We start from the raw sequence: 20,682 nt of genomic DNA on the forward strand, positions 1-20,682 counted from the left end.
CTGAATTTATAAGAATTGCATAAAAAAACCCTCCATAGTGAAGGGTTTTAACTTTAATTTTAAATTATTGAGATTAAATAGGTCTGTAGATTTTCTCGTATAACTTTTTATAGCGATCTTTTATATTTCTTCTCTTTAGCTTCATAGTAGGAGTGAGGTGGCCTTCTTCAATTCCCCAAACTTCGCCGGTAAGCTCTATTACTTTTATACGTTCCCACTTACCGAATTTCTCGTTGTAAAAATCTACCTCTTCCTGAATACGTTCTTTAACCTGGGTATTTTCGGCAATAGCCTTTTCAGAACCATCGCCTATATCAATATTTTTACGTCTGGCCCATTCCTCAACAAACTCGAAATTTGGCTGAATAAGTGCTGCTGGCATTTTTTCGCCATCTCCAATTACCATAATTTGTTCGATAAAACGTGATTGCTTCATCGTATTCTCAATAATTTGAGGAGCTACATATTTTCCACCTGAAGTTTTAAACATTTCCTTTTTACGATCGGTGATCTTTAAAAATCCGTCCTTATCTAATTCTCCAATATCGCCGGTATGGAAAAATTGATCTCCGTTTAAAACATCTTTAGTTTTTTCTGGCTCTTTATAGTAACCAAGCATTACATTGGGTCCTTTTGCAAGGATTTCACCGTCTTCTGCAATTTTTACTGTTACATTATCTATAGGTCTTCCTACCGTTCCAATTCGGAAACCTTTATCTCTTTGGTCATTTACCGCAATCACGGGAGAAGTCTCTGTTAATCCGTAACCTTCCATCACAGGAATATCGGCTGCAGCAAAAACACGTGCCAAACGCGGCTGTAATGCAGCGGAGCCTGAAACTATCAGCTCAATATTTCCACCTAAAGCTTCTTTCCATTTCGAGAAAATAAGTTTTCTGGCAAGTTTAAGTCGGGTTTCATACCACCATCCGTTTGCACCGTATGGTTCATATTCTAATCCGAGTTCAACCGCCCAGAAAAATAATTTCTGTTTAATGCCTCCAACAGTAGAACCTTTAGCTATAATTTTGTCGTAAACTTTCTCTAAAAGTCTTGGAACTGCAGTAATTACGTGTGGTTTTACTTCTTTAAGGTTGTCACTAATTTTATCTATAGATTCAGCAAAATGAATGGAAACCGAATAATACTGATATAAATAAAGTATCATGCGCTCAAATACGTGGCAAACGGGTAAAAAGCTAAGTGCAACATACGTTCCTCTTTCGAAAGGAACACGCTTAGAGCTATCTATTACATTACTCACAAGGTTATTGTGAGAAAGCATCACACCCTTAGGCCTTCCTGTAGTTCCCGAAGTATAGATTAAAGTAGCAAGATCGTCTGGCTTAACAGCTTTCTTAAGTTGTTCAACTTCATCCTGGTTACTTTTATCATCTCCCAGTTCCAAAACTTCAGTCCAGTTTTTTGAACCTTCTATTTCATCAAAAGTATATACCTCTCTAAGTTTGGTGTCTTGTTTAATTGAATTTAGTTTGTCCAGCACCTCTTTATCTGAAACAAAACAGAATACTGCTTCACTGTGATCAAGAACATACTGATAATCTTCTTCAGAAATTGTAGGGTATATTGGTACGGTTTGCGCCCCGGTTTGCAATACCCCAATATCCATAATATTCCATTCAGTTCGATTACTGGTTGAAATTATGGCGATTTTATCATTTGGTTTTATGCCCAGTCGTAATAATCCCCGGCTTACGGCATTTGCCCTGTCTATATATTCCTGAGTAGAAATAGCCTTCCAGGTACCATTATATTTAGTGACTAAAGCTTTTTCTAAAGCGTGTTTTTCCAGCTGAAAATATGGGAAATCAAATAGTCTTGTTGGTTTATCCATTTAGGTGTAGAATTATTATATGCTTTGCAAAATAGCAAATTTGTAACCTATTTCAAATTGAAATATTAAAATAAACGTAGATATATTAATAAGTATATAAATTGTTTGACAAATGAAAGTAATAAAATAGAAATGAAGGTCCTTATGAATGTTGATTTATTAATTTGACAATCACCTTGTTAATTCAGAAATTAAAACGCCCGATAAAAAATATTATCGGGCGTTTTAATATAAATATTGTTGAAGATTTTATTTTTTCTCCAGCCACTTTCTGGCATTTACAAAAGCCTCCAGCCACGGGCTCACTTTGTCATCTTTCCTGTCTTTAGGATAATATGCCCAGTTCCACGGGAAAGTAGAACGTTCTAAATGCGGCATCATTACCAAATGTCTTCCGGAATCATCGGTTAACATCGCGGTGTTGTGATTGGAGCCGTTAGGATTAGCCGGATATTTATCATAACCGTATTCCCCAACAATATTATAATGCTCTTTTTTATAAGGAAAGCTAAATTTCCCTTCGCCGTGTGCTGCCCAGATTCCGAGTTTACTTCCGGCAAGTGAGCCAAGCATCACAGAATTGTTCTCTTTTATTTCTACCGAAGTAAAATTACACTCAAACTTATGAGAAGCGTTATGAAGCATTTTTGGCTTTTCTTCATCGTCAGGATTTATTAATCCTAATTCTACGAATAGCTGACAACCATTACAAACGCCCAGAGACAAAGTATCTTTTTTACTAAAGAAATTGTCAAGAGCGGTTTTTGCCTTTTCATTATATAAAAATGCACCGGCCCAACCTTTGGCACTTCCTAAAACATCCGAATTTGAGAAACCACCAACAGCGGCGATAAACCTAATATCTTCCAGGGTTTCCCTGCCCGAGATCAAATCGGTCATATGCACATCTTTCACATCAAAACCTGCCAGATGCATTGCCCTGGCCATTTCGCGTTCAGAATTAGAACCTTTTTCCCTAATAATCGCTGCTTTAATTCTTTTGCCCGACTTCTCGACTCCGCTCGAAGTGACAGGAAGTTTTCCCGTAAAATTCTTTGGAAATTTAAATTCTAGCGGCTGATTCTTATAATTATTGAATCGCTCTGTGGCTCTATCTACACCACTTTGTTTTTGATCTAAAAGGAAAGAAGTTTTATACCAAACATCACGTAATTCAGAAATATTGAAATTGAGGTTTTCTGAACCGTTTTTAATTTGCAGTTCGTTTCCTTCAGTAACCTTTCCTATTTTAAAGAATTCAATCTTATTATCGCTCAGTACTTTTTCAGCAGTATCGTCTTTTGCCTGGAAAACAATTCCGCAGTTTTCATTAAAAAGCAATTTAACGCTGTCTTTTTCATTTAACGCTGAAAGGTCTAAATCTGCGCCAAGATTATTATCGGCAAAACACATTTCTAAAAGCGTGGTAATTAATCCGCCTGAAGCCACATCGTGCCCGGCAAGAATCAAATCCTGTTTTATTAAGCCCTGGATGTTATAAAAAGCATCAGCAAATTTCCTATCATCTTTTATCGTAGGTACTTCTTTTCCAACCTTGTTTAAGATTTGCGCAAAAGAAGAACCCCCAAGTTTGAAATTGTCTTGCGAAAGATTGATGTAATAAATGTCTCCTCCATTTTTCTGTAAAACAGGTTCTACTACTTTAGTAATATCATCACAATGCCCGGCTGCAGATATTATTACCGTTCCCGGTGAAAGCACTTCGCCATCTTTATAGCGTTGCTTCATAGAAAGTGAATCTTTCCCGGTAGGAACATTTATTCCCAGGGAGATCGCGAAATCTGAAACCCCTTGCACAGCTTCATAAAGCCTGGTATCTTCACCTTCATTATTGCACGGCCACATCCAGTTTGCTGAAAGCGAAACAGATTTTAAACCTTTTTCCAGCGGCGCCCAAATAATATTGGAAAGCGCCTCGCCAATTGAATTTTTAGAACCCGCAACAGGATCAACTAATGCCGAAACCGGGGAATGACCAATTGAGGTTGCCACACCTTCTTTCCCGTTATAATCCAGCGCCATAACACCGCAATTGTTTAGCGGAAGCTGCAATGGTCCTGCGGTTTGCTGTTTTGCAACGCGCCCGGTCACACAACGGTCTACTTTGTTTGTCAACCAATCTTTACAAGCCACAGCTTCAAGCTGTAAGACTTGCGTTAAATAATCTTTTATATTTTCTGAAGAATAAACTACATCTTCATAATTTCGATTAACCGATTTATCTTCCATTATGGTCTTTGGTGAACTTCCAAACATATCAGAAAGTTCCAGATCCATAGGTTTTTGTTTAGATTTAGAGCCTTCAAAAGTAAACCTGTGATCGCCGGTTACATCGCCAACCTGGTAAATAGGGGAGCGTTCGCGTTCTGAAATCCTTCTTAATATTTCATAGTTTTCACCGCCAATTACCAAGCCCATTCTTTCCTGGGATTCGTTTCCTATTATTTCTTTTGCTGAAAGAGTAGGATCACCAACAGGTAATTTATCCAAATCTATTTTTCCGCCGGTTTCTTCAACGAGTTCGCTAAGGCAGTTTAAATGCCCGCCGGCACCGTGATCGTGAATAGAAACAATAAGATTTTCTTCGCTTTCTACCATGCCGCGCACCGCATTAGAAGCACGTTTTTGCATTTCGGGGTTGGCTCTTTGGATAGCGTTTAATTCAATACCGCTACCAAATTCCCCGGTATCTGCGGAAGAAACTGCGGCACCGCCCATTCCAATCCGGTAGTTTTCACCACCAAGAATCACGATTTTATCGTCTTTCTTCGGAATATCTTTTTGTGCCTGGTTCGCTTTGCCATAACCAATTCCACCGGCCAGCATAATTACTTTATCGTAGCCTAAACTTCTTTGATGCTCTGAATGCTCAAAAGTCAATACAGAACCAGAAATTAAGGGTTGCCCGAATTTATTTCCAAAATCTGAAGCTCCGTTAGAGGCTTTGATCAAAATATCCATCGGGGTTTGATAAAGCCATTCGCGTTCTTTCATCCCGTTTTCCCATTTTCGGTCTTTATCAAGTCGGGAATAAGATGTCATATAAACCGCGGTTCCGGCTAAAGGCAAAGAACCTTTTCCACCGGCAAGTCGGTCGCGAATTTCACCACCGCTCCCGGTTGCAGCGCCATTAAATGGTTCTACCGTGGTGGGGAAATTATGGGTTTCGGCTTTTATAGAAATAACCGAATCAAAATCTTTGTTTTCGTAAAATTCAGGAACGTCTGGAAGTTTTGGAGCAAATTGTTGCACTCGTGGTCCGTTAATAAAAGCCACATTATCTTTATATGCCGAAACGATCTCGTTCGGATTTTCTTCCGAAGTTTTCCTGATCATTTTAAACAATGAGCTTGGTTTTTCTTCTCCGTCAATCACAAAAGTGCCATTGAAGATCTTGTGCCGACAATGTTCAGAATTTACCTGGGAGAAACCAAAAACTTCAGAATCAGTGAGTTTTCGGCCTAATTTATCGGCTAATCCCTGTAAATAAGCAACCTCTTCTACATTAAGTGCGAGACCTTCCTGTTGGTTGTATGCTGCGATATCATCAATTTCAATGATCGGCTCGGGATTAATATGAATATCAAAAATATCCTGGTCTAAACCTTCATATTTCTGGGAAAGCATCGGGTCAAAATCGTGATAATTCTTATCTATTCGCAAGAATTCCTCAATCCTGATAATTCCGTGGATGCCCATATGCTCGGTAATTTCTACCGCGTTGGTGCTCCAGGGCGTGATCATTGCGGCACGGGGCCCAACAAAAAAATCTGCCAGAGCAGATTTGTTGATTTGTTGTGTATTGCCAAAAAGCCAGTTTAATTTTGTGATGTCTTGAGCCGTAAGATTGGTATGCGTTTCTACCGCAAAAACCTTGGTGGCCTGGTCTCCAAAGAAAAGGATCATTCTATGTTGTTTTGTGTTGTTCGAGAAAGCACAAATTTAGGTTTTTTAAAGGAAATATTTCAGGAAGTTAATACAGAAAATATTGTGAGGGTTTTGCCACGAATTCACGAATACTTTTAATCTTTTGAGTTATTTGTAAAGACCGGAAAAATATGCACTGACTTCTTACAAGGTCAAAAAAAGACCTTGCAGGAAAAATGCACCAATAAAAGATTCGTGTATTCGTGGCAACTTGTTTTTAAGAAATATCCTAATTTCCTTCTGATATTGATATCCAAAAACCTATTAGAAAAGAGAATAAAATAACTTTAATAGCTACCCAGGCCATCTACAGTATTCATTTCGAAGATTTCCCATTCTTCGAAATTGTATTCAATAGAAGGTTCAGTTATAGATTTTTTCTTTCGTAGCGTTTGATCTTTGGCAAAATCTACGGAATTGTTATGTGTTCCAATTATATCTATTAATTCTCCATCTTTAAAAAGCCCTACAGGATCGTTGCCGTTAAAATCTAAGGGCGCACCGGTTTTTAATTGATTGGATTTAGAAGTGATTTCAGAAATATCTGCAGACTCATTAGCGATAACGAAAGTTGAATTGTGAGCTATATTACCTTGAAGTATAACCTCTCCCATCCAGTCGCCTGCGCCATTGGATTGTTTTTTAATTGAGTAAGCTTCAGCTTCCAGATCGATATTTTCTCCGGTAAGATTTACAATTTCCAATGCTTTATTGAAGGAGGTGCCCTCAATATATTCTGAAAAGAAGATTTCAGTAGAAAAATTATTTTCTGGAGGAAGTTCTTCAGAGACCGAAGACTCATCTTCGGAACAGGAATAAATAAGTATAGAAAGGAGTATAAAGTAGTATTTTTTCATCAGAATCAATTTCAGGGAAAATAACAGGATTCCACCTAAAATTGATTCGATCAAAAAATTTGGGTATAAACCCCTAAGCCTTTTTCTCTAAAAGTGCCATATAGAAACCATCAAAACCGGTTTCAGAAGAAAGTATTTTTTGTTCTTTAACCAATTTGAAATTTTTTCCTTCTTCGGTGTTCTTTAGGAAATTTTCTACTTGTTTCTCGTTTTCAGAAGGTAAGACCGAACAGGTTGCGTAAACCATTTTTCCTCCCGGTTTTACAATACGAGAGTAAGTTTCAATTATTTCGGCCTGGGTTTTTATAAGCCTGTCAATAAATTCAGGTTGCAATTTCCATTTAGCATCTGGATTTCTGCTTAATACTCCGAGTCCGCTACAAGGGGAATCTATAAGTACGCGATCTGCAGTTCCATAAAGTTTTTTGATCACTTTTGTAGAATCAATTGCACGCGGATCTATATTGTGAGCACCTGCACGTTTTGCACGGCGTTTAAGTTCTTTAAGTTTATTTCCGTAGATATCGGTAGCGATAATCTGGCCTTTGTTTTCCATTAAAGCAGCCAGGTGAAGCGTTTTTCCGCCGGCCCCGGCGCAAGTATCTACAACGCGCATTCCGGGTTCTACTTCAAGAAATTCTGCTACCAGTTGGGAAGATGCATCCTGAACTTCAAAAAAGCCATTCTTAAAAGCCTGGGTTCTAAAAACATTTCCACGTTCTTCCAGTTTTAAAGCGCTTTTGTATCCTTTTAGGGGTTCAGAAATTATTTCTTCATCTTTTAGCACACTACGTAATTTGTCTTTAGTAGTTTTAAGTGTATTGGCTCTCAATATTACCGGTGCTTGCAAGTTTAGCGCTGCAATCTCTTTTTCCCAAACTTTTTCACCAAGTTCTCTTACTCCAAGCTCATCCATCCAATCTGGAATAGATTCGCGGTATTTTCTAATTTTACTTAAACTATCAAATTTCCCTTTAATTCTTCGGGTAGGAGTGCCTTCAAATTGTGGCCAGTCTGGTAAGGTAATTCCTCGCAAGGTAGCCCAAACGGTAAATAATCGAAATAAATTTTCGCGATCAAACGGTTCTTTTACTTCAGCAATTTCAGCATAAAGTCTTTTCCAACGAACAATATCGTAAACGGTTTCGGCAATAAAACTACGATCTCTCGAGCCCCAACGCTTATCACGTTTTAGGGTTTGCTCAATGACCTTATCGGCATATTTACCATTATTAAAAATTTCATTTAAGGCATCCATGGTCGCGAAAACCAAATTCCTGTGTAACCGCATAATTAAATTTTGAATTTGCAAAGGTATGTTTTTTAGTCGATAATTGAGATTTAAATGCTTCCAGGCTTAGATCAAATTTAAAATGACCTTTCTTTGAGTACTTGGGAGATTACTATGGGTTGATTTACTTCGGAAAAATTTATCTTTGAATGGATTTACAAAATGATTTAAACTCTACCTATGAACAGACTTATTGTTTTTTGCCTGATTTTGATATTTAGTAGCTGTAAAAATGAAAAAGACGCTGAAAATAAAATACAGCAGAAAGCGAAAATTGAATATTCTTCAGTAGAAATAGAAAGTATTCTAGAAGATGATTCTCTGAGTATTAGGGCGATTGAAATAATTGGGAATAACCTTGCTTTTGCTGCCAATAAAGGAACATTTGGAATGTATAACTTTGGGAATAGTACCTGGCGCACCAATACCCAGAAATATGACAGCCTGGTTCCTGAATATAGAGCGGTAGCGTCTACAGATACAGATTTCTTTATGTTGAGTGTTGGAAGCCCTGCTTTACTTTATAAAACTGGAGATTCCGGTGCTATGGAATTAGTTTATAAAGAAGAAAATGAAAAAGCTTTTTATGATGCGATGGCTTTTTGGAATAATAAAGAGGGAATCGCAATGGGCGATCCTACCAATAATTGTATTTCCATAATCATTACCCGTGATGGCGGAAAAACCTGGAAAAAATTAAGTTGTGATCTTTTGCCTGAGGTTATTGAAGGTGAAGCAGCTTTTGCGGCGAGTAATTCTAATATTGCTATTGAGGGCGATAAAACCTGGATTTTATCAGGAGGTATGACTTCACGTGTATATTTTTCGCCTGATAAAGGCGAGACCTGGGAGGTTTTTGATACTCCACTACTTGATGGGAAATCAACTACCGGCGGATATACCATGGATTTTTATGATGAAGACTTCGGAATTATTCTGGGTGGTGATTATACCAATCCTGAAGGAAATACCGGGAATAAAGCTATTACAAAAGATGGCGGTAAAACCTGGGAATTAATTGCAGAAGGGCAAGAGCCGGGCTACAAAAGTAGTGTGCGATTTATCCCAAAAACAGGAGGTGAAAAAATTATTGCCACCGGTTTTAGCGGAATTTCAATTTCTAAAGATTCAGGTAAAACCTGGAAAGAACTTTCCAAAGAAGGTTTTTATACGCTGAGGTTTAAAAACGATTCGGTTGCTTATGCTGCCGGAAAAGGACGAATTGCAAAACTCACTTTTAGGTAAAAAGAATCCCGGAAGGCCTAAACCCACCGGGATACTAACTACTAACTAACCAAAAAACTAAATTTTACTCGATAATCGAAGCTTAAATGCTCGGAGGCACCGAGGCATCCTATTCTTCTTCCCGCTTTTCGCGCTCTTTACGGGCGCGGTATTCTTTAATTAATTTTTTATGAAATTCATCTTCCAGCTTATGAAGCTTAATGATTTCCTGGGCGGTCATTATTTCTTTTAGATCATTAAAGAGCTTCTGTTTTAGAATATAATCCTGTCTTTCTATCGCTACATATTCATCTAACATATCTTCGGCATCACCTTCGGTAATACATTCCAGATTTGGAATATCTCTATGTTCTCGCTTTCTTAATTCGTGCAAATCAGACTCATATTCGTTATAAATAGGCCAGAATTGCTGTGCTTTCTTCTTATCAAGGTTTAATTCCTGAGTAAAAAATGCGGTTTTCAACTCTTTGATTTTTTCACGATGGGGATCGTCTTTTTCCTGTGACTGCATTTGCCACAATCCAGAAAACATTAGTAATATTATAAGTAGGTTTTTCATATTAATCTTCATCTAAAATATAAAGAGGTTCTTCTAAATTTTCATCAAGATAATTCATCATTGCTTCAGAGTCTACTTTATCTAAATCGGTATCATCTACAATATAACCTTGTTGAAAAATATAATTTGAAATCTCACCGGTAGAGAGATCTATATTATTATTGTCTATATAGCTCTCCATTACAGAAACTTCTAAGTTTTCCCAACTGGTTTGGGTTTCAGGATTTATATAGAAGGTACTGGCAAAGGCAATAACCATTGCTGCAATGCTCGCTGCATAAAGGAAAACCTCTTTGGTAACCAATTTGCGTACTTTAGGTTCAGTTTTAGTTACTTTTTCAAAAAACTCATCTTCCAGCCCATCAAAATATCCTTCTGGCGCCTTGAAACCTGCAGATTTTTTCTCTCCCAGGGTTTCAGAAAGCTCCATTTTTTCCAGCAATTCCTGCTCAAAACCCTCAAAATAACCTGATGGGGTTTTGAAACCAGACTTGGGATTATATGATATTTTTTCTTTCTTCATTTGTTTATTTGACTATAAAAAGAACAAAAGGTTTAATTTGTTTTTAAGTATTCCTCTATTTTTTTAGCAGCGTGGTGGTAAGAAGCTTTTAGCGCTCCTTCACTGGTTTCTAAAATTTCTGACATTTCCCGGTATTTTAATTCCTGAAAGTATTTCATATTAAAAACCTGTTGTTGTTTTGCGGGAAGACTGGCAATTGCTTTTTGTAATTTCAGCTGAATTTCATCACCTTCAAAATAAACATCACTTTCTAAATTAGCAATAAGCTGTTGTTGCAGATCTTCTGAAGAAATCTGATTACGTTTAGCTCTTTTGTTTAAAAAGCTGATCGCTTCGTTAGTAGCAATGCGATACATCCAGGAAAACAACTTACTTTCTCCTTTAAAATTATGAATATTTTTAAAAACCTTAATAAAGGTATTTTGAAGAACATCATGAGTATCCTCATGGTCTTTGACCATGTTACGTATATGCCAGTATAGACGCTCTTTGTATAAAGATACCAGTTCTTTAAAAGCTTCTGAAGAAGTCTTTTTTTCCTGTAAGCGTTTAATAAGTAGATCTTCGGACGTTTTCAAAGGGATGCTAGTCTTAATAAATTTTATGGAATCCCGGGTAACGGAAGCCAAAGGTAGTTAAAACTTTATTCTTCTTAAAGTCAGCGTATAAAAGTATTGAACTAAGAAATCCTTCTTTGCAAGAATGTATTTCATCGATAAAATGCATAAAAAACGGATAAAGTGCATTTTTTATTTGGTAAATAGGTTTTTCTAATCTACATTTACAATATCAAAATGATTTAGTCTTTTTTTGCCTCAAACGAAAACGAATTAAATCTTTTATTCTTATTTGCCCCAAAATGAGAATAATTATAAAAAAGGATGGAGTATTCTCCGTCCTTTTTTTATGCCTGAATATTAAGCTGTGAAAATTTTTTAAAAACGTTTTAAAATTGCATATCGGTAATTTTCTATGTATATTTTTGTAAAATAAAATTTAATGTTATGAGAAATATACTATTAATTCCGATTATGTTAATGTTCGCCTTACAGGTGGAGGCACAAGACCAAACTGAGCCGGTGAAGGTGGGAGATGTTTTAGTGATTAATCAAGCTGAAGATCAAAATTTTAAATCTTTAGATTTACCAAAGGCTAACTTTATTATTAAAAAGGGCGGAATCGCCAATTACAAGAGTCTTGTAGGAAATAGGGTAGAAGTAGCCGAAGTTAATACCAATGATGCCGGTGAAACTACTGTAGTTTTAAAAAGAGAAGATGGAAGAAAATTCTTTCGAACTCACACCTCTATTAGCGCTAATTTAGATGAGGCATTGAAAAACGGAGAGTTGATTCTGTAGAAATAAGAATCATTGAAATAAAAAAAAGCTGTCTGGGAAATTCTTAGACAACTTTTTTATTTTATCATCTAATCAAAAGATTGCATCTCTACCAGTTTTTGATAAGTGCCTTTTTTGGCAAGTAATTCCAGGTGTTTTCCCTGTTCCACAATTTCACCGCGATGTAATACAATAATCTTATCGGCATTTTGAATTGTTGAAAGTCTGTGGGCAATCACGATAGAAGTTCTATTTTTCATCATATTCTCCAGGGCTTTCTGTACCAGTTTCTCGCTTTCTGTATCCAGGGCAGAAGTTGCTTCATCGAGGATCATAATCGGTGGATTTTTAAGTACCGCACGGGCAATTGAAAGGCGTTGTTTTTGCCCACCACTTAATTTATTCCCACTATCTCCAATATTGGTTTCAAGTCCTTCAGGAAGCTCCTTAACGAACTCCCAGGCGTTGGCCACTTTTAGGGCATCAATAATCTCCTCTTCCGTGGCATTATCTTTACCTAAGGCGATATTGTTTTTTACCGTATCGTTAAAAAGTATAGAATCCTGGGTTACAAGTCCCATTAAATTACGAAGAGATTTTTTGGTAATACCTTTAATATTATGCCCGTCAAGTTTAATGACACCTTCGTTAACATCATAAAAACGGGTTATTAAATTGGCGATGGTAGATTTCCCACTTCCCGACTGGCCCACGAGGGCAATCATCTTTCCTTTTTCAACCTGCATAGAGAAATTCTTCAGCACATTCTCTTTTTCATACCTAAAGTTGATATTTTCTACTTCAATATTCTCATCAAAGCTTTCTTTCTTCACCGCATTTCTATCGTCCTTTATAGTCGATTCGGTTTCCAGGATCTCCAGGATTCGCTCTGCACTGGCATTTCCTTTTTGTATAGAGTATGTTGCTTTAGAGATGGCTTTTGCCGGGGTTAGAATATTGTAGGTTAAAACAAGAAATCCTATAAAAGTAGAGGCATCCATTGTATTATCAATAAGCACCATTCTTCCACCAAACCATAAGATTATAGTAATTACCACCACGCCTAAAAACTCACTCATAGGCGAAGCGAGGTTCTGGCGATGCAAAAGCGTATTTAAAATTTGATTTAAACGGCCTGTACTGCTATAAAATTTTCTTTTGAATTTATCTTCAGCATTAAAGCCTTTAATAATTTTTAAACTGGAAAGCGATTCTTCAACTATAGTTAGAAAATTCGCGTTTTCCTGTTGAGCCTGGGTAGATTGCGATTTCAGTTTCTTCCCTATTGTGGAGATTAATAAACCTGCCAAAGGAAGAAAAACCAGCACAAAAAGCGTTAATTTCGGGCTAATCCCAATCATAAAAACTAACGTAAAGATGAGGGTAAGCGGTTCTTTTACGAATAGCTCTAACATGCTTAAAAACGAAGTCTGGATTTCCTGAACATCACTTGTGATCCTGGAAATAAAATCTCCTTTTCTTTTTTCAGAAAAGAAAGAAACCGGTAATTCTACAATTTTATCGTAGATACGGTTTCTAATATCTTTAAGCATGCCGTTTCTAAGATTGGCAATAAAATAAAGTGCCAGGTAATTAAAGAGGTTTTTTAGAAAAAATAATACAATTACCGTGATGCAAATACTTACCAGCGCGGCAACCTCTCCATATTGTTCAACCTGTTGATTTAAAAAGTAATTAGAATAATCATTTGCAAAATCTTTAATATTCCCAAATTTTCCATTCCAAACCGGTTTCGTGCTAATAGGCTTTTCTTCCTGGAAAAGCACCCGAAGCATTGGGATGAAAGAGATAAACGCCAGGGTGCTAAATAGCGCGTAGAAAACGTTACTAATAATATTAAGTATTGCAAAACTCTTATAAGGCTTTGCAAACTGAAGAATCTTCTTTAAATACGTCATAAATACGAGCGATTAGCCCAGTTGTAATTCATTTTTAATTCTCTGGATCTTATCGGCTAGTTTTGCATTTTCAGTATTAAAATCTTCAACTTTATCCAGTTGCGAATTCACACTAAAATAGAATTTGATCTTTGGCTCTGTACCGCTTGGCCGGGCAGCGATCTTTGTTCCATTTTCGGTATAATAAATAAGCACGTTAGATTTTGGAATATTTATCTCTTCTTCAATGCGTTCCTGAAGGTTATTTGCTTTTGAAGTGTGATAATCTTCAATAAGTACCACTTTCTCTGCGTCTATCTCTTTCCAGGGATTTTCTCTAAGATCTACTAACATTTGCTTTATTTCTGCCTCACCTTCAATTCCTTTTTTCACTAAAGAAGTAAGTTCTTCGCGGTAAAGTCCGTGTTCGGTATAAAGTTGTAGCAATTGTTCGTAGAAAGAGCTTCCTTTTGCTTTCATTTGTGCAGCGATCTCGCAGGCGAGTAGGGTAGCGGTTGCAGCGTCTTTATCGCGTACAAAATCACCTACCATATAGCCGAAGCTTTCTTCACCACCACCAACAAAATCAAGCCCTGGATTATCTTTTATCAATTTCGCGATCCATTTAAAGCCGGTTAAGACTTCGTGATATTGCGCGCCGTAGCTTTCTGTAATATTTTTGAGCATTGGCGTAGAGACAATAGTGGAAGCCACAAAAGAGTTTTTAGAAAGTTTGTTTTGCTCTTTATGTTTTTCCAGAAGAAACCACGTCATCATAAGCATAGTTTGGTTTCCGTTAAGCAGAATCATTTTTCCGTTTAGATCTCTAACGGCAACTCCTAAACGATCACCATCGGGATCGGTGCCAATAACAATATCGGCATTTTTTTCTTCCGCGAGGTCCAATGCCATTTTTAAGGCTTCTGGTTCTTCCGGGTTTGGTGACTTTACCGTTGGAAAGTTTCCGTTAGGTTCTTTTTGCTCTTCTACCAAGAAAACATTTTTATAGCCTGCTTTTTCTAAAATCTGCGGATTGGTCTTACAAGCCGTTCCGTGTAGAGATGTAAAAACAATTTTTAGATTATTTTTAGCTGAAGACGAAGTATTAAAACTTCCGTTTTCTACTGAAGCTTCCTGAAATGCTTTATCTACTTCACTATCTATCTTATGAATAAACTCTGGCTTTGCTTTAAAATTAACCTCGTTATACTCCAGCTTATTAATAATATCTACTAGCTTGGTATCTTGCGGCGGAACCAATTGGCCACCATCCTGCCAATACACTTTATAGCCGTTATATTCGGGAGGATTATGGCTTGCGGTCAATACGATCCCGGCGTGACAGTCCAAGAATTTAACTGCGAAAGAAAGCTCTGGTGTTGGCCTTAATTCTGAAAATAAATAAACCTCAATCTCATTGGCCGAAAATACTTCAGCCACCATTTGCGCCAACTCTTTAGAGTTATTTCTACAATCGTAAGCAATGGCTACTTTTAATTTTTCTCCTTTGAATTCGGTTTTCAATAAATTAGAAAGTCCCTGGGTGTTTTTTCCGAGGGTATATTTATTGATCCTGTTGGTGCCCACGCCCATGATGCCGCGCATACCACCGGTACCAAAAGCTGCATTTTTATAAAAAGACTCCTCCAGTTCTTTTGGATCGTTTTCTATAAGATTGTTGATCTCCTTTTGGGTGTCTTCGTCAAATATATCGGTAAGCCAGGCTTTAGCCTTAGCCAGGATTTCTGGTTTATTTTGAGCCATAATTAAAAGTTTAGATAAACAAAAATAAGGATTAATGCCTTAATGGCATTATAAATTTGAAGTGGTTTTATTGATTAGGTAACGTTCCTTTTCCCGCTTAGAGCGTAAAATGAGCTCTCCAAGAAAACCTGCAAGGAAAAGTTGAGTTCCAATTATCATTACCGCCAGCGCGATATAAAACCAGGGATTTGAAGTTACCAGAACATTGGGTAAGCCGTGGTAAAGTTTGTAGAGTTTGGAAATACCGATCCATCCGGCCGAGATAAAACCGAAAATAAACATGAGCACTCCCAAAGCGCCAAAAAGGTGCATAGGCCTTCTGCCAAATTTAGAAAGGAACCAAATGCTGATAAGATCTAAAAAGCCATTAAGAAAACGTTCGGCACCAAATTTTGTTTTTCCGAATTTCCTGGCCTGGTGTTGTACTTCTTTTTCGGTGATCTTTGAATAGCCTGCATTTTTTGCCAAAACAGGAATGTAGCGATGCATTTCGCCGTAAACATCAATGTTCTTGATTACTTCTTTTCTATAAGCTTTAAGTCCGCAATTGAAATCGTGCAGTTTTACTCCAGAAGTTTTTCTTGCGGCTGCATTAAAGATTTTTGAAGGAATATTTTTTGAAATCACCGAATCATAGCGTTTCTTTTTCCAACCAGAAACCAGGTCGTAACCTTTCTCTTTAATAAGTTGATAAAGTTCAGGAATTTCTTCTGGATTATCTTGTAGATCTGCATCCATAGTGATGATCACATCTCCCTGGGCTCTCAGGAAACCGGCGTGTAAAGCCTGTGATTTTCCGTAGTTTCGGTTAAATTTAATTCCTTTAACCGCTTTGTCGTTTTCTACAAGAGCTTCAATGGTTTTCCAGGAATCATCGGTACTGCCATCGTCAATAAAAATGATCTCGTGTGAAAAGGAATTGGACCGCATTACTTTTGCGATCCAATTATACAATTCGGTTAGAGATTGTTCTTCGTTTAAAAGAGGGATAACGACGGAAATCTGCATGTATTTATACGTCTTGTGGATTCTTATTTTTCATAATTAAACCGGCTATAAGAGCTATTATAAAACCAAAAAACAAGTTACCAATAATTGCAAAAGCGGCAATGATCCAAGGAGAGGAGAATTTTGCATTCATTTCCATAGCATCGTTAATTTGAGACTCGCTCATATTTGGAAAATTCTCTGTCATTTGAGTTCGTTGCACATCAGCCATTTGACTCATATAATCAGGTTCAAGAACATTCATTAAAATTAACTGCCAAACTACGCTAATTAAAGCTCCAATTAATGCAATTCCTAATCCTAGTTTAAAAGCTTCTTTTAAAGATAAATAATTGTTATTCTGAGATTTGTAAGCTTTTATCCCTAAAACAATAGCGACCACTATCATTATAAAACCAATTGTCCCGTAAACCCAACTCGGATTTAAGTAAGCATTGGTAACATACATTATTACGCCAAGAACTACAGATAAAATACCAAGTAGTACTCCATAATTAAGGATTACACTTTTAGAATTTGCTTTAGAATTTTCCATTTTGTTTGATTGTTTAGTTACAACCGGTTAGTAAGCAAATATAATAAAACGTTACATTGCATAAGAATTAAAAATAATTTTGTCTAATCCTTGTTTTTATAATTGAATTACTTAAATTTGCACCTCGAAAATTAAAAGAACTAAAGCGATGAAGCAGGGAATCCATCCGGAAAATTATAGATTAGTAGCATTTAAAGATATGTCTAACGAAGATGTATTCATTACTAAATCTACCGCGAACACTAAAGAAACTATTGAAGTAGAAGGTACAGAATATCCACTTATCAAGTTGGAGATCTCCAGAACTTCTCACCCATACTACACCGGGCAAACCAAATTGGTTGATAGCGCCGGGCGTATTGACAAGTTTAAAAACAAATACAAGAAATTTAAGAAATAAGTTTTTTGTTATATATAATTTCAAAAAGTCGTCTTTTATAAGGCGACTTTTTTTGTGCTTAATTCTTTCTGCAAATCACTGCATTTGCAAATTTAACGGCATTTAAAAAAGTCAAGCTTTTCAGTTTTATTTTGCTCAATAATTGAGATTTATCTACTCTAAGCCTGTTTCGAAATCAAAAAATCCCGTTTAACATCTCATTGGCTTGTCCCGAGGTAGTTTCCTTTGTAACTTTGAGCCCTAAATTTGTGCGGATGAATTATATATTATTTGACGGTTCTGCCAGGAACCGCTTACTCCCTTTTACCTTTACGCGGCCTGTTGCCGATATTAGGGTAGGAATTCTCACTATTCGAGAAAAATGGGAATTACTTTTAAAATCTACTACTTCTACAATTACCGAAGATTATTTAGCCGAAAAATGGCCAATGGTGGAATTGGAGGAAAATGTAATGATTAATGCTTCCTTTTTGCCAAATGCTGAATTTTTAAAGCAAATAAAAAACCTAAAACCTAACCAGGCGATCTTTCATCAGGAAGATATTGTGGCTTTTCATGCTTACGAAGACCAGGAGGTTGCTTTAGATGATTACGAGCAAATAGAATTGGCTGAAGAAGTAATTCAAATAAATAACTCCTGGGATATTTTTTCGAAAAACGGCAAAGCTATTGAAGCCGATTTTGATCTTTTAACCAAAGACCGGAAATCTCAACCTATCCACGAATCTAACTACGTTAAAAACCCTGAAAGAATTTTCCTGGAAGAAGGTGCTGAGGTAGAGAACTGCTCGCTTAACGCTTCTACCGGGCCAATTTATGTAGGTAAAAATGCTAAAATACTGGAAGGCAGTCTAATTAAAGGCGCTTTAGCGGTTTGCGAAGGTGCATTAGTAAAGATGGGCGCCAAGATCTATGGCCCAACTACTTTAGGTCCCGGATGTCGCGGTGGTGGTGAAATAAATAATGCAGTACTTTTTGCGAATTCCAATAAAGGCCACGATGGGTATTTAGGGAATTCAGTTTTAGGGGAATGGTGTAATCTTGGTGCTGATACCAATAATTCTAACCTAAAGAATAATTATGCTGAAGTTCGTATCTGGGATTATGAAACCGAAGGTTTTGCTAAAACCGGACTGCAATTTTGTGGTTTAATGATGGGAGATCACAGTAAATGTGGTATCAACACCATGTTTAATACAGGAACGGTAGTAGGTGTTAGCGCGAATATTTTTGGAGCAGGATTTCCACGGAATTTTGTGCCTAGTTTTAGTTGGGGTGGCAGCGCCGGAACCACGGTTTACAAAACCGAAAAAGCTTTTGAAGTTGCTGAAATCGTTATGAAACGCCGAGACATAGAATTTTCTGAAGAAGATAAAAAGATTTTGGAGCACGTTTTTGAGGAAACGAGTAAGTGGAGAAGAGGTTAGTTTATTAAAACATCACTTTCCAAAAGATTATTAATAAAGGCTATCTGAAATATCTTTAACACGTCATCCTGAATTTATTTCAGGATCTAAGCTGTATTCAATTATAATATGCTAGAAGCTGAAACAAGTTCAGCTTGACGAAAATTGGATATTTCAGATAGCCTTTTATTTTTTTCATTAAAAACTTATTTACTTCTGTTTTTAAGAATTCTTCCTAAAAAATGTTGCTTCATAGGTATTGCTATTCCCAACATTGTCGGTTACAATAATTTTCAACTTATTTTCGGTTTCAGTGACTACGCCATCGCTAAAATCGTGAGTTAATGTATTGTTTTTGTATTCATATTCCATCAATATGAATTTACCATTAACTGTAGCGCGATAACTCTTAATGCCTGATAGATCATCGCTTATCTTAACCTGCAGAGTGTTGTTATTGGAGATCCACTGGCCATCATTAAAATTCGTGGGCCATATTTTTGGCGGTGTAACATCTGAAGCCAGCGTGTATTCCCCAAAAGTTCTTGTCCTGGTGGTAAAACGGTTTGCTTTTTTATAAGTGGAAGAATAATTTGGGCGATCATTATAGCCTAGCCTTGCAATAAATAATTTATCTTTTTCTTCAGCAGAATATGCACTTACATCAAAACCTATGGTAATATTTGTATGTAGTGGAGTGTGATCGTTATGAACTTTCACTTTCTCCTCTCCAAATTCTATATCGAGGTAGGTGTCTTGGTAAAGACTTCCTTTTGGGATATAGATATCCATTCCGTTTGCTTCAGCAGCAAATGGCTGATTTGCCTGCGCAAAATAATCTGTTTTTTCTTCCTTTTTAGGCGGAATATCGTTGCGTTGCATTCCCTGGATAGGAACTCTTATTATTCGCTCGTTTCCGGCAAAATCGCTCACTTTTATAGTATAATTATAATTGAGACTATCCTGAATATATAATTCTCCTTTATTGACTACATCTTCATAAAGACTTAAGGGATTTCCGTTTTCAACAAAAAGTTTCTGAACGCGTTTTTTGTTTTTGCTGTAATATTCATAATCTATTAGTTGATTTAAATGTCGACTTTCAGCAAAAGAAAAACGTTTAAAGGGTAAAGTGAATACACGATCGCCATTTAGCTCGGCTTCAATTTGATAGACTCCGTTTCGGTTAGATGCTCCATCTTGCTGATCTACCGAGGAAACTCCGAATCCAATATTTCCGCAGGCATCAATTTCACTGGCAATATAACTACCATCTTCCAGAGGAATAAGGTTTATTTTTTGCCTGTCCCGGGAATTATTTACGTGGGCATCGGCATCTAAAGGATAAGCATATAAGCCATCTATTATCGGGGCGCGATTATCGTTGATTTCTATTCCGAAGAGTTTTGGATTCATGGGGCGCTGGCTGCCATCGCGAATTTCAAAATGCAGGTGAGGGCCGCCACTGCCACCGGTATTCCCGCTAAAAGCGATAAGCTCATCTGCTGCTACCGGTAGTTCGCCTGCTTCAGGGAAAAGTTCTATTTCATAGGTTTCGTTAGCATATTGGCGCTTCTTTACATAAGCTTCAATTTCAGGCGAGAATTCCTTTAAATGCGCATACACTGTGGTATAGCCGTTAGGATGCTGCACATAAAGCGCTTTTCCGTAGCCATAATGCTGAATATTGATGCGGCTAACATATCCTTTGGCCGAAGCTACTACATTTAACCCCTGTCTCTGTTGGGTTTTAATATCTAAACCACTATGAAAATGGTTAGAGCGTAATTCTCCAAAAGTTCCTGATAAAACCAAAGGTACTTCTAAGGGTTTCTGAAAATAATCTTTAGGAACATTTGACTGTGCCAGTGCTACTGTGCTAATAAATAAAAGAAAAACAGCTAAAATAGATTTCATATAAAATTCTTATTTGGGGTCTAATGGGGCTGTAAAGTTAATTAAAGTTTAACCAAAAATTAAAGCCTTAGTGCTTAGAAACTTAGCAATAGTCTTGCCTATTTTTAAAAATAGACGAAAAAACAATTGGCATATTAGA

16 protein-coding genes are annotated in these 20,682 nt (G+C 36.9%); 4 read left to right on the forward strand and 12 right to left on the reverse strand.

All coding sequences use genetic code 11. The annotated features are described in order from the left end of the window. Window positions 1–73: 73 nt before the first annotated feature. The 4 genes from B5440_RS12505 to B5440_RS12520 form a co-directional block, all read right to left on the reverse strand. The gene (locus tag B5440_RS12505) at window positions 74–1,855 is read right to left on the reverse strand and encodes an AMP-dependent synthetase/ligase (protein ID WP_070054150.1); all 1,782 of its coding nucleotides are present in this window, start codon (window positions 1,853–1,855) and stop codon (window positions 74–76) included. A gap of 249 nt (window positions 1,856–2,104) precedes the next feature. After that, on the reverse strand, window positions 2,105–5,782 hold the full coding sequence (gene purL, locus B5440_RS12510) for a phosphoribosylformylglycinamidine synthase (RefSeq protein ID WP_070054151.1): 3,678 nt from the start codon (window positions 5,780–5,782) through the stop codon (window positions 2,105–2,107). A 308-nt stretch (window positions 5,783–6,090) separates the two neighbouring features. Continuing rightward, complete coding sequence (locus B5440_RS12515; protein WP_141728128.1) at window positions 6,091–6,660, reverse strand: lamin tail domain-containing protein; 570 nt, start codon at window positions 6,658–6,660, stop codon at window positions 6,091–6,093. A gap of 73 nt (window positions 6,661–6,733) precedes the next feature. Further along, the gene (locus B5440_RS12520; protein ID WP_070054153.1) at window positions 6,734–7,951 is read right to left on the reverse strand and encodes an RsmB/NOP family class I SAM-dependent RNA methyltransferase; all 1,218 of its coding nucleotides are present in this window, start codon (window positions 7,949–7,951) and stop codon (window positions 6,734–6,736) included. 180 nt (window positions 7,952–8,131) lie between these two features. Between B5440_RS12520 and B5440_RS12525 the strand changes: the two genes are divergently transcribed. Continuing rightward, window positions 8,132–9,196: a WD40/YVTN/BNR-like repeat-containing protein gene (locus tag B5440_RS12525; protein ID WP_070054155.1), complete on the forward strand. Its 1,065-nt coding sequence runs from the start codon at window positions 8,132–8,134 to the stop codon at window positions 9,194–9,196. A gap of 109 nt (window positions 9,197–9,305) precedes the next feature. On the opposite strand, the gene B5440_RS12530 is transcribed toward B5440_RS12525, so the two are convergent. Genes B5440_RS12530 through B5440_RS12540 form a run of 3 tightly spaced genes read right to left on the reverse strand, consistent with a single transcriptional unit; the run spans window position 9,306 to window position 10,856 of the window. Then, a complete protein-coding gene (locus B5440_RS12530) occupies window positions 9,306–9,755 on the reverse strand; it encodes a hypothetical protein (RefSeq protein ID WP_070054185.1) in 450 nt (149 codons plus the stop codon). A gap of 1 nt (window position 9,756) precedes the next feature. Continuing rightward, window positions 9,757–10,278: a hypothetical protein gene (locus B5440_RS12535; protein ID WP_070054156.1), complete on the reverse strand. Its 522-nt coding sequence runs from the start codon at window positions 10,276–10,278 to the stop codon at window positions 9,757–9,759. A gap of 32 nt (window positions 10,279–10,310) precedes the next feature. Further along, complete coding sequence (locus B5440_RS12540) at window positions 10,311–10,856, reverse strand: RNA polymerase sigma factor (RefSeq protein ID WP_070054186.1); 546 nt, start codon at window positions 10,854–10,856, stop codon at window positions 10,311–10,313. Between the two features lie 426 nt (window positions 10,857–11,282). Between B5440_RS12540 and B5440_RS12545 the strand changes: the two genes are divergently transcribed. Next, complete coding sequence (locus B5440_RS12545) at window positions 11,283–11,636, forward strand: hypothetical protein (RefSeq protein ID WP_070054158.1); 354 nt, start codon at window positions 11,283–11,285, stop codon at window positions 11,634–11,636. A gap of 68 nt (window positions 11,637–11,704) precedes the next feature. Here the strand turns inward: B5440_RS12545 and B5440_RS12550 are convergent, their stop codons facing one another. From B5440_RS12550 to B5440_RS12565, 4 genes are read right to left on the reverse strand one after another with little or no spacing between them, the layout of a single operon-like run. Further along, window positions 11,705–13,534: an ABC transporter ATP-binding protein gene (locus B5440_RS12550; RefSeq protein WP_070054159.1), complete on the reverse strand. Its 1,830-nt coding sequence runs from the start codon at window positions 13,532–13,534 to the stop codon at window positions 11,705–11,707. Between the two features lie 12 nt (window positions 13,535–13,546). Next, entirely contained in the window at window positions 13,547–15,277 is a 1,731-nt protein-coding gene (locus B5440_RS12555) for a phospho-sugar mutase (protein WP_070054160.1), read from the reverse strand. Between the two features lie 48 nt (window positions 15,278–15,325). Continuing rightward, window positions 15,326–16,285, reverse strand: a complete 960-nt coding sequence (locus tag B5440_RS12560; protein WP_070054161.1) for a glycosyltransferase family 2 protein — start codon at window positions 16,283–16,285, stop codon at window positions 15,326–15,328. 4 nt (window positions 16,286–16,289) lie between these two features. Then, complete coding sequence (locus B5440_RS12565; protein WP_070054162.1) at window positions 16,290–16,820, reverse strand: DUF4199 domain-containing protein; 531 nt, start codon at window positions 16,818–16,820, stop codon at window positions 16,290–16,292. Between the two features lie 148 nt (window positions 16,821–16,968). Here B5440_RS12565 and B5440_RS12570 point away from each other — a divergent pair, with 148 nt between their 5' ends. Further along, a complete protein-coding gene (locus tag B5440_RS12570) occupies window positions 16,969–17,220 on the forward strand; it encodes a type B 50S ribosomal protein L31 (RefSeq protein ID WP_037314972.1) in 252 nt (83 codons plus the stop codon). Window positions 17,221–17,474: 254 nt separating this feature from the next. Beyond that, window positions 17,475–18,647: a GlmU family protein gene (locus B5440_RS12575; RefSeq protein WP_070054163.1), complete on the forward strand. Its 1,173-nt coding sequence runs from the start codon at window positions 17,475–17,477 to the stop codon at window positions 18,645–18,647. A 201-nt stretch (window positions 18,648–18,848) separates the two neighbouring features. Here B5440_RS12575 and B5440_RS12580 read toward each other — a convergent pair whose 3' ends face one another. Next, window positions 18,849–20,543, reverse strand: coding sequence for a M23 family metallopeptidase (locus tag B5440_RS12580; protein WP_070054164.1), 1,695 nt, complete (start codon window positions 20,541–20,543; stop codon window positions 18,849–18,851). Between the last annotated feature and the right edge of the window lie 139 nt (window positions 20,544–20,682).

It is taken from the genome of Salegentibacter salarius (genome assembly GCF_900168265.1).
GTDB lineage: Bacteria > Bacteroidota > Bacteroidia > Flavobacteriales > Flavobacteriaceae > Salegentibacter > Salegentibacter salarius.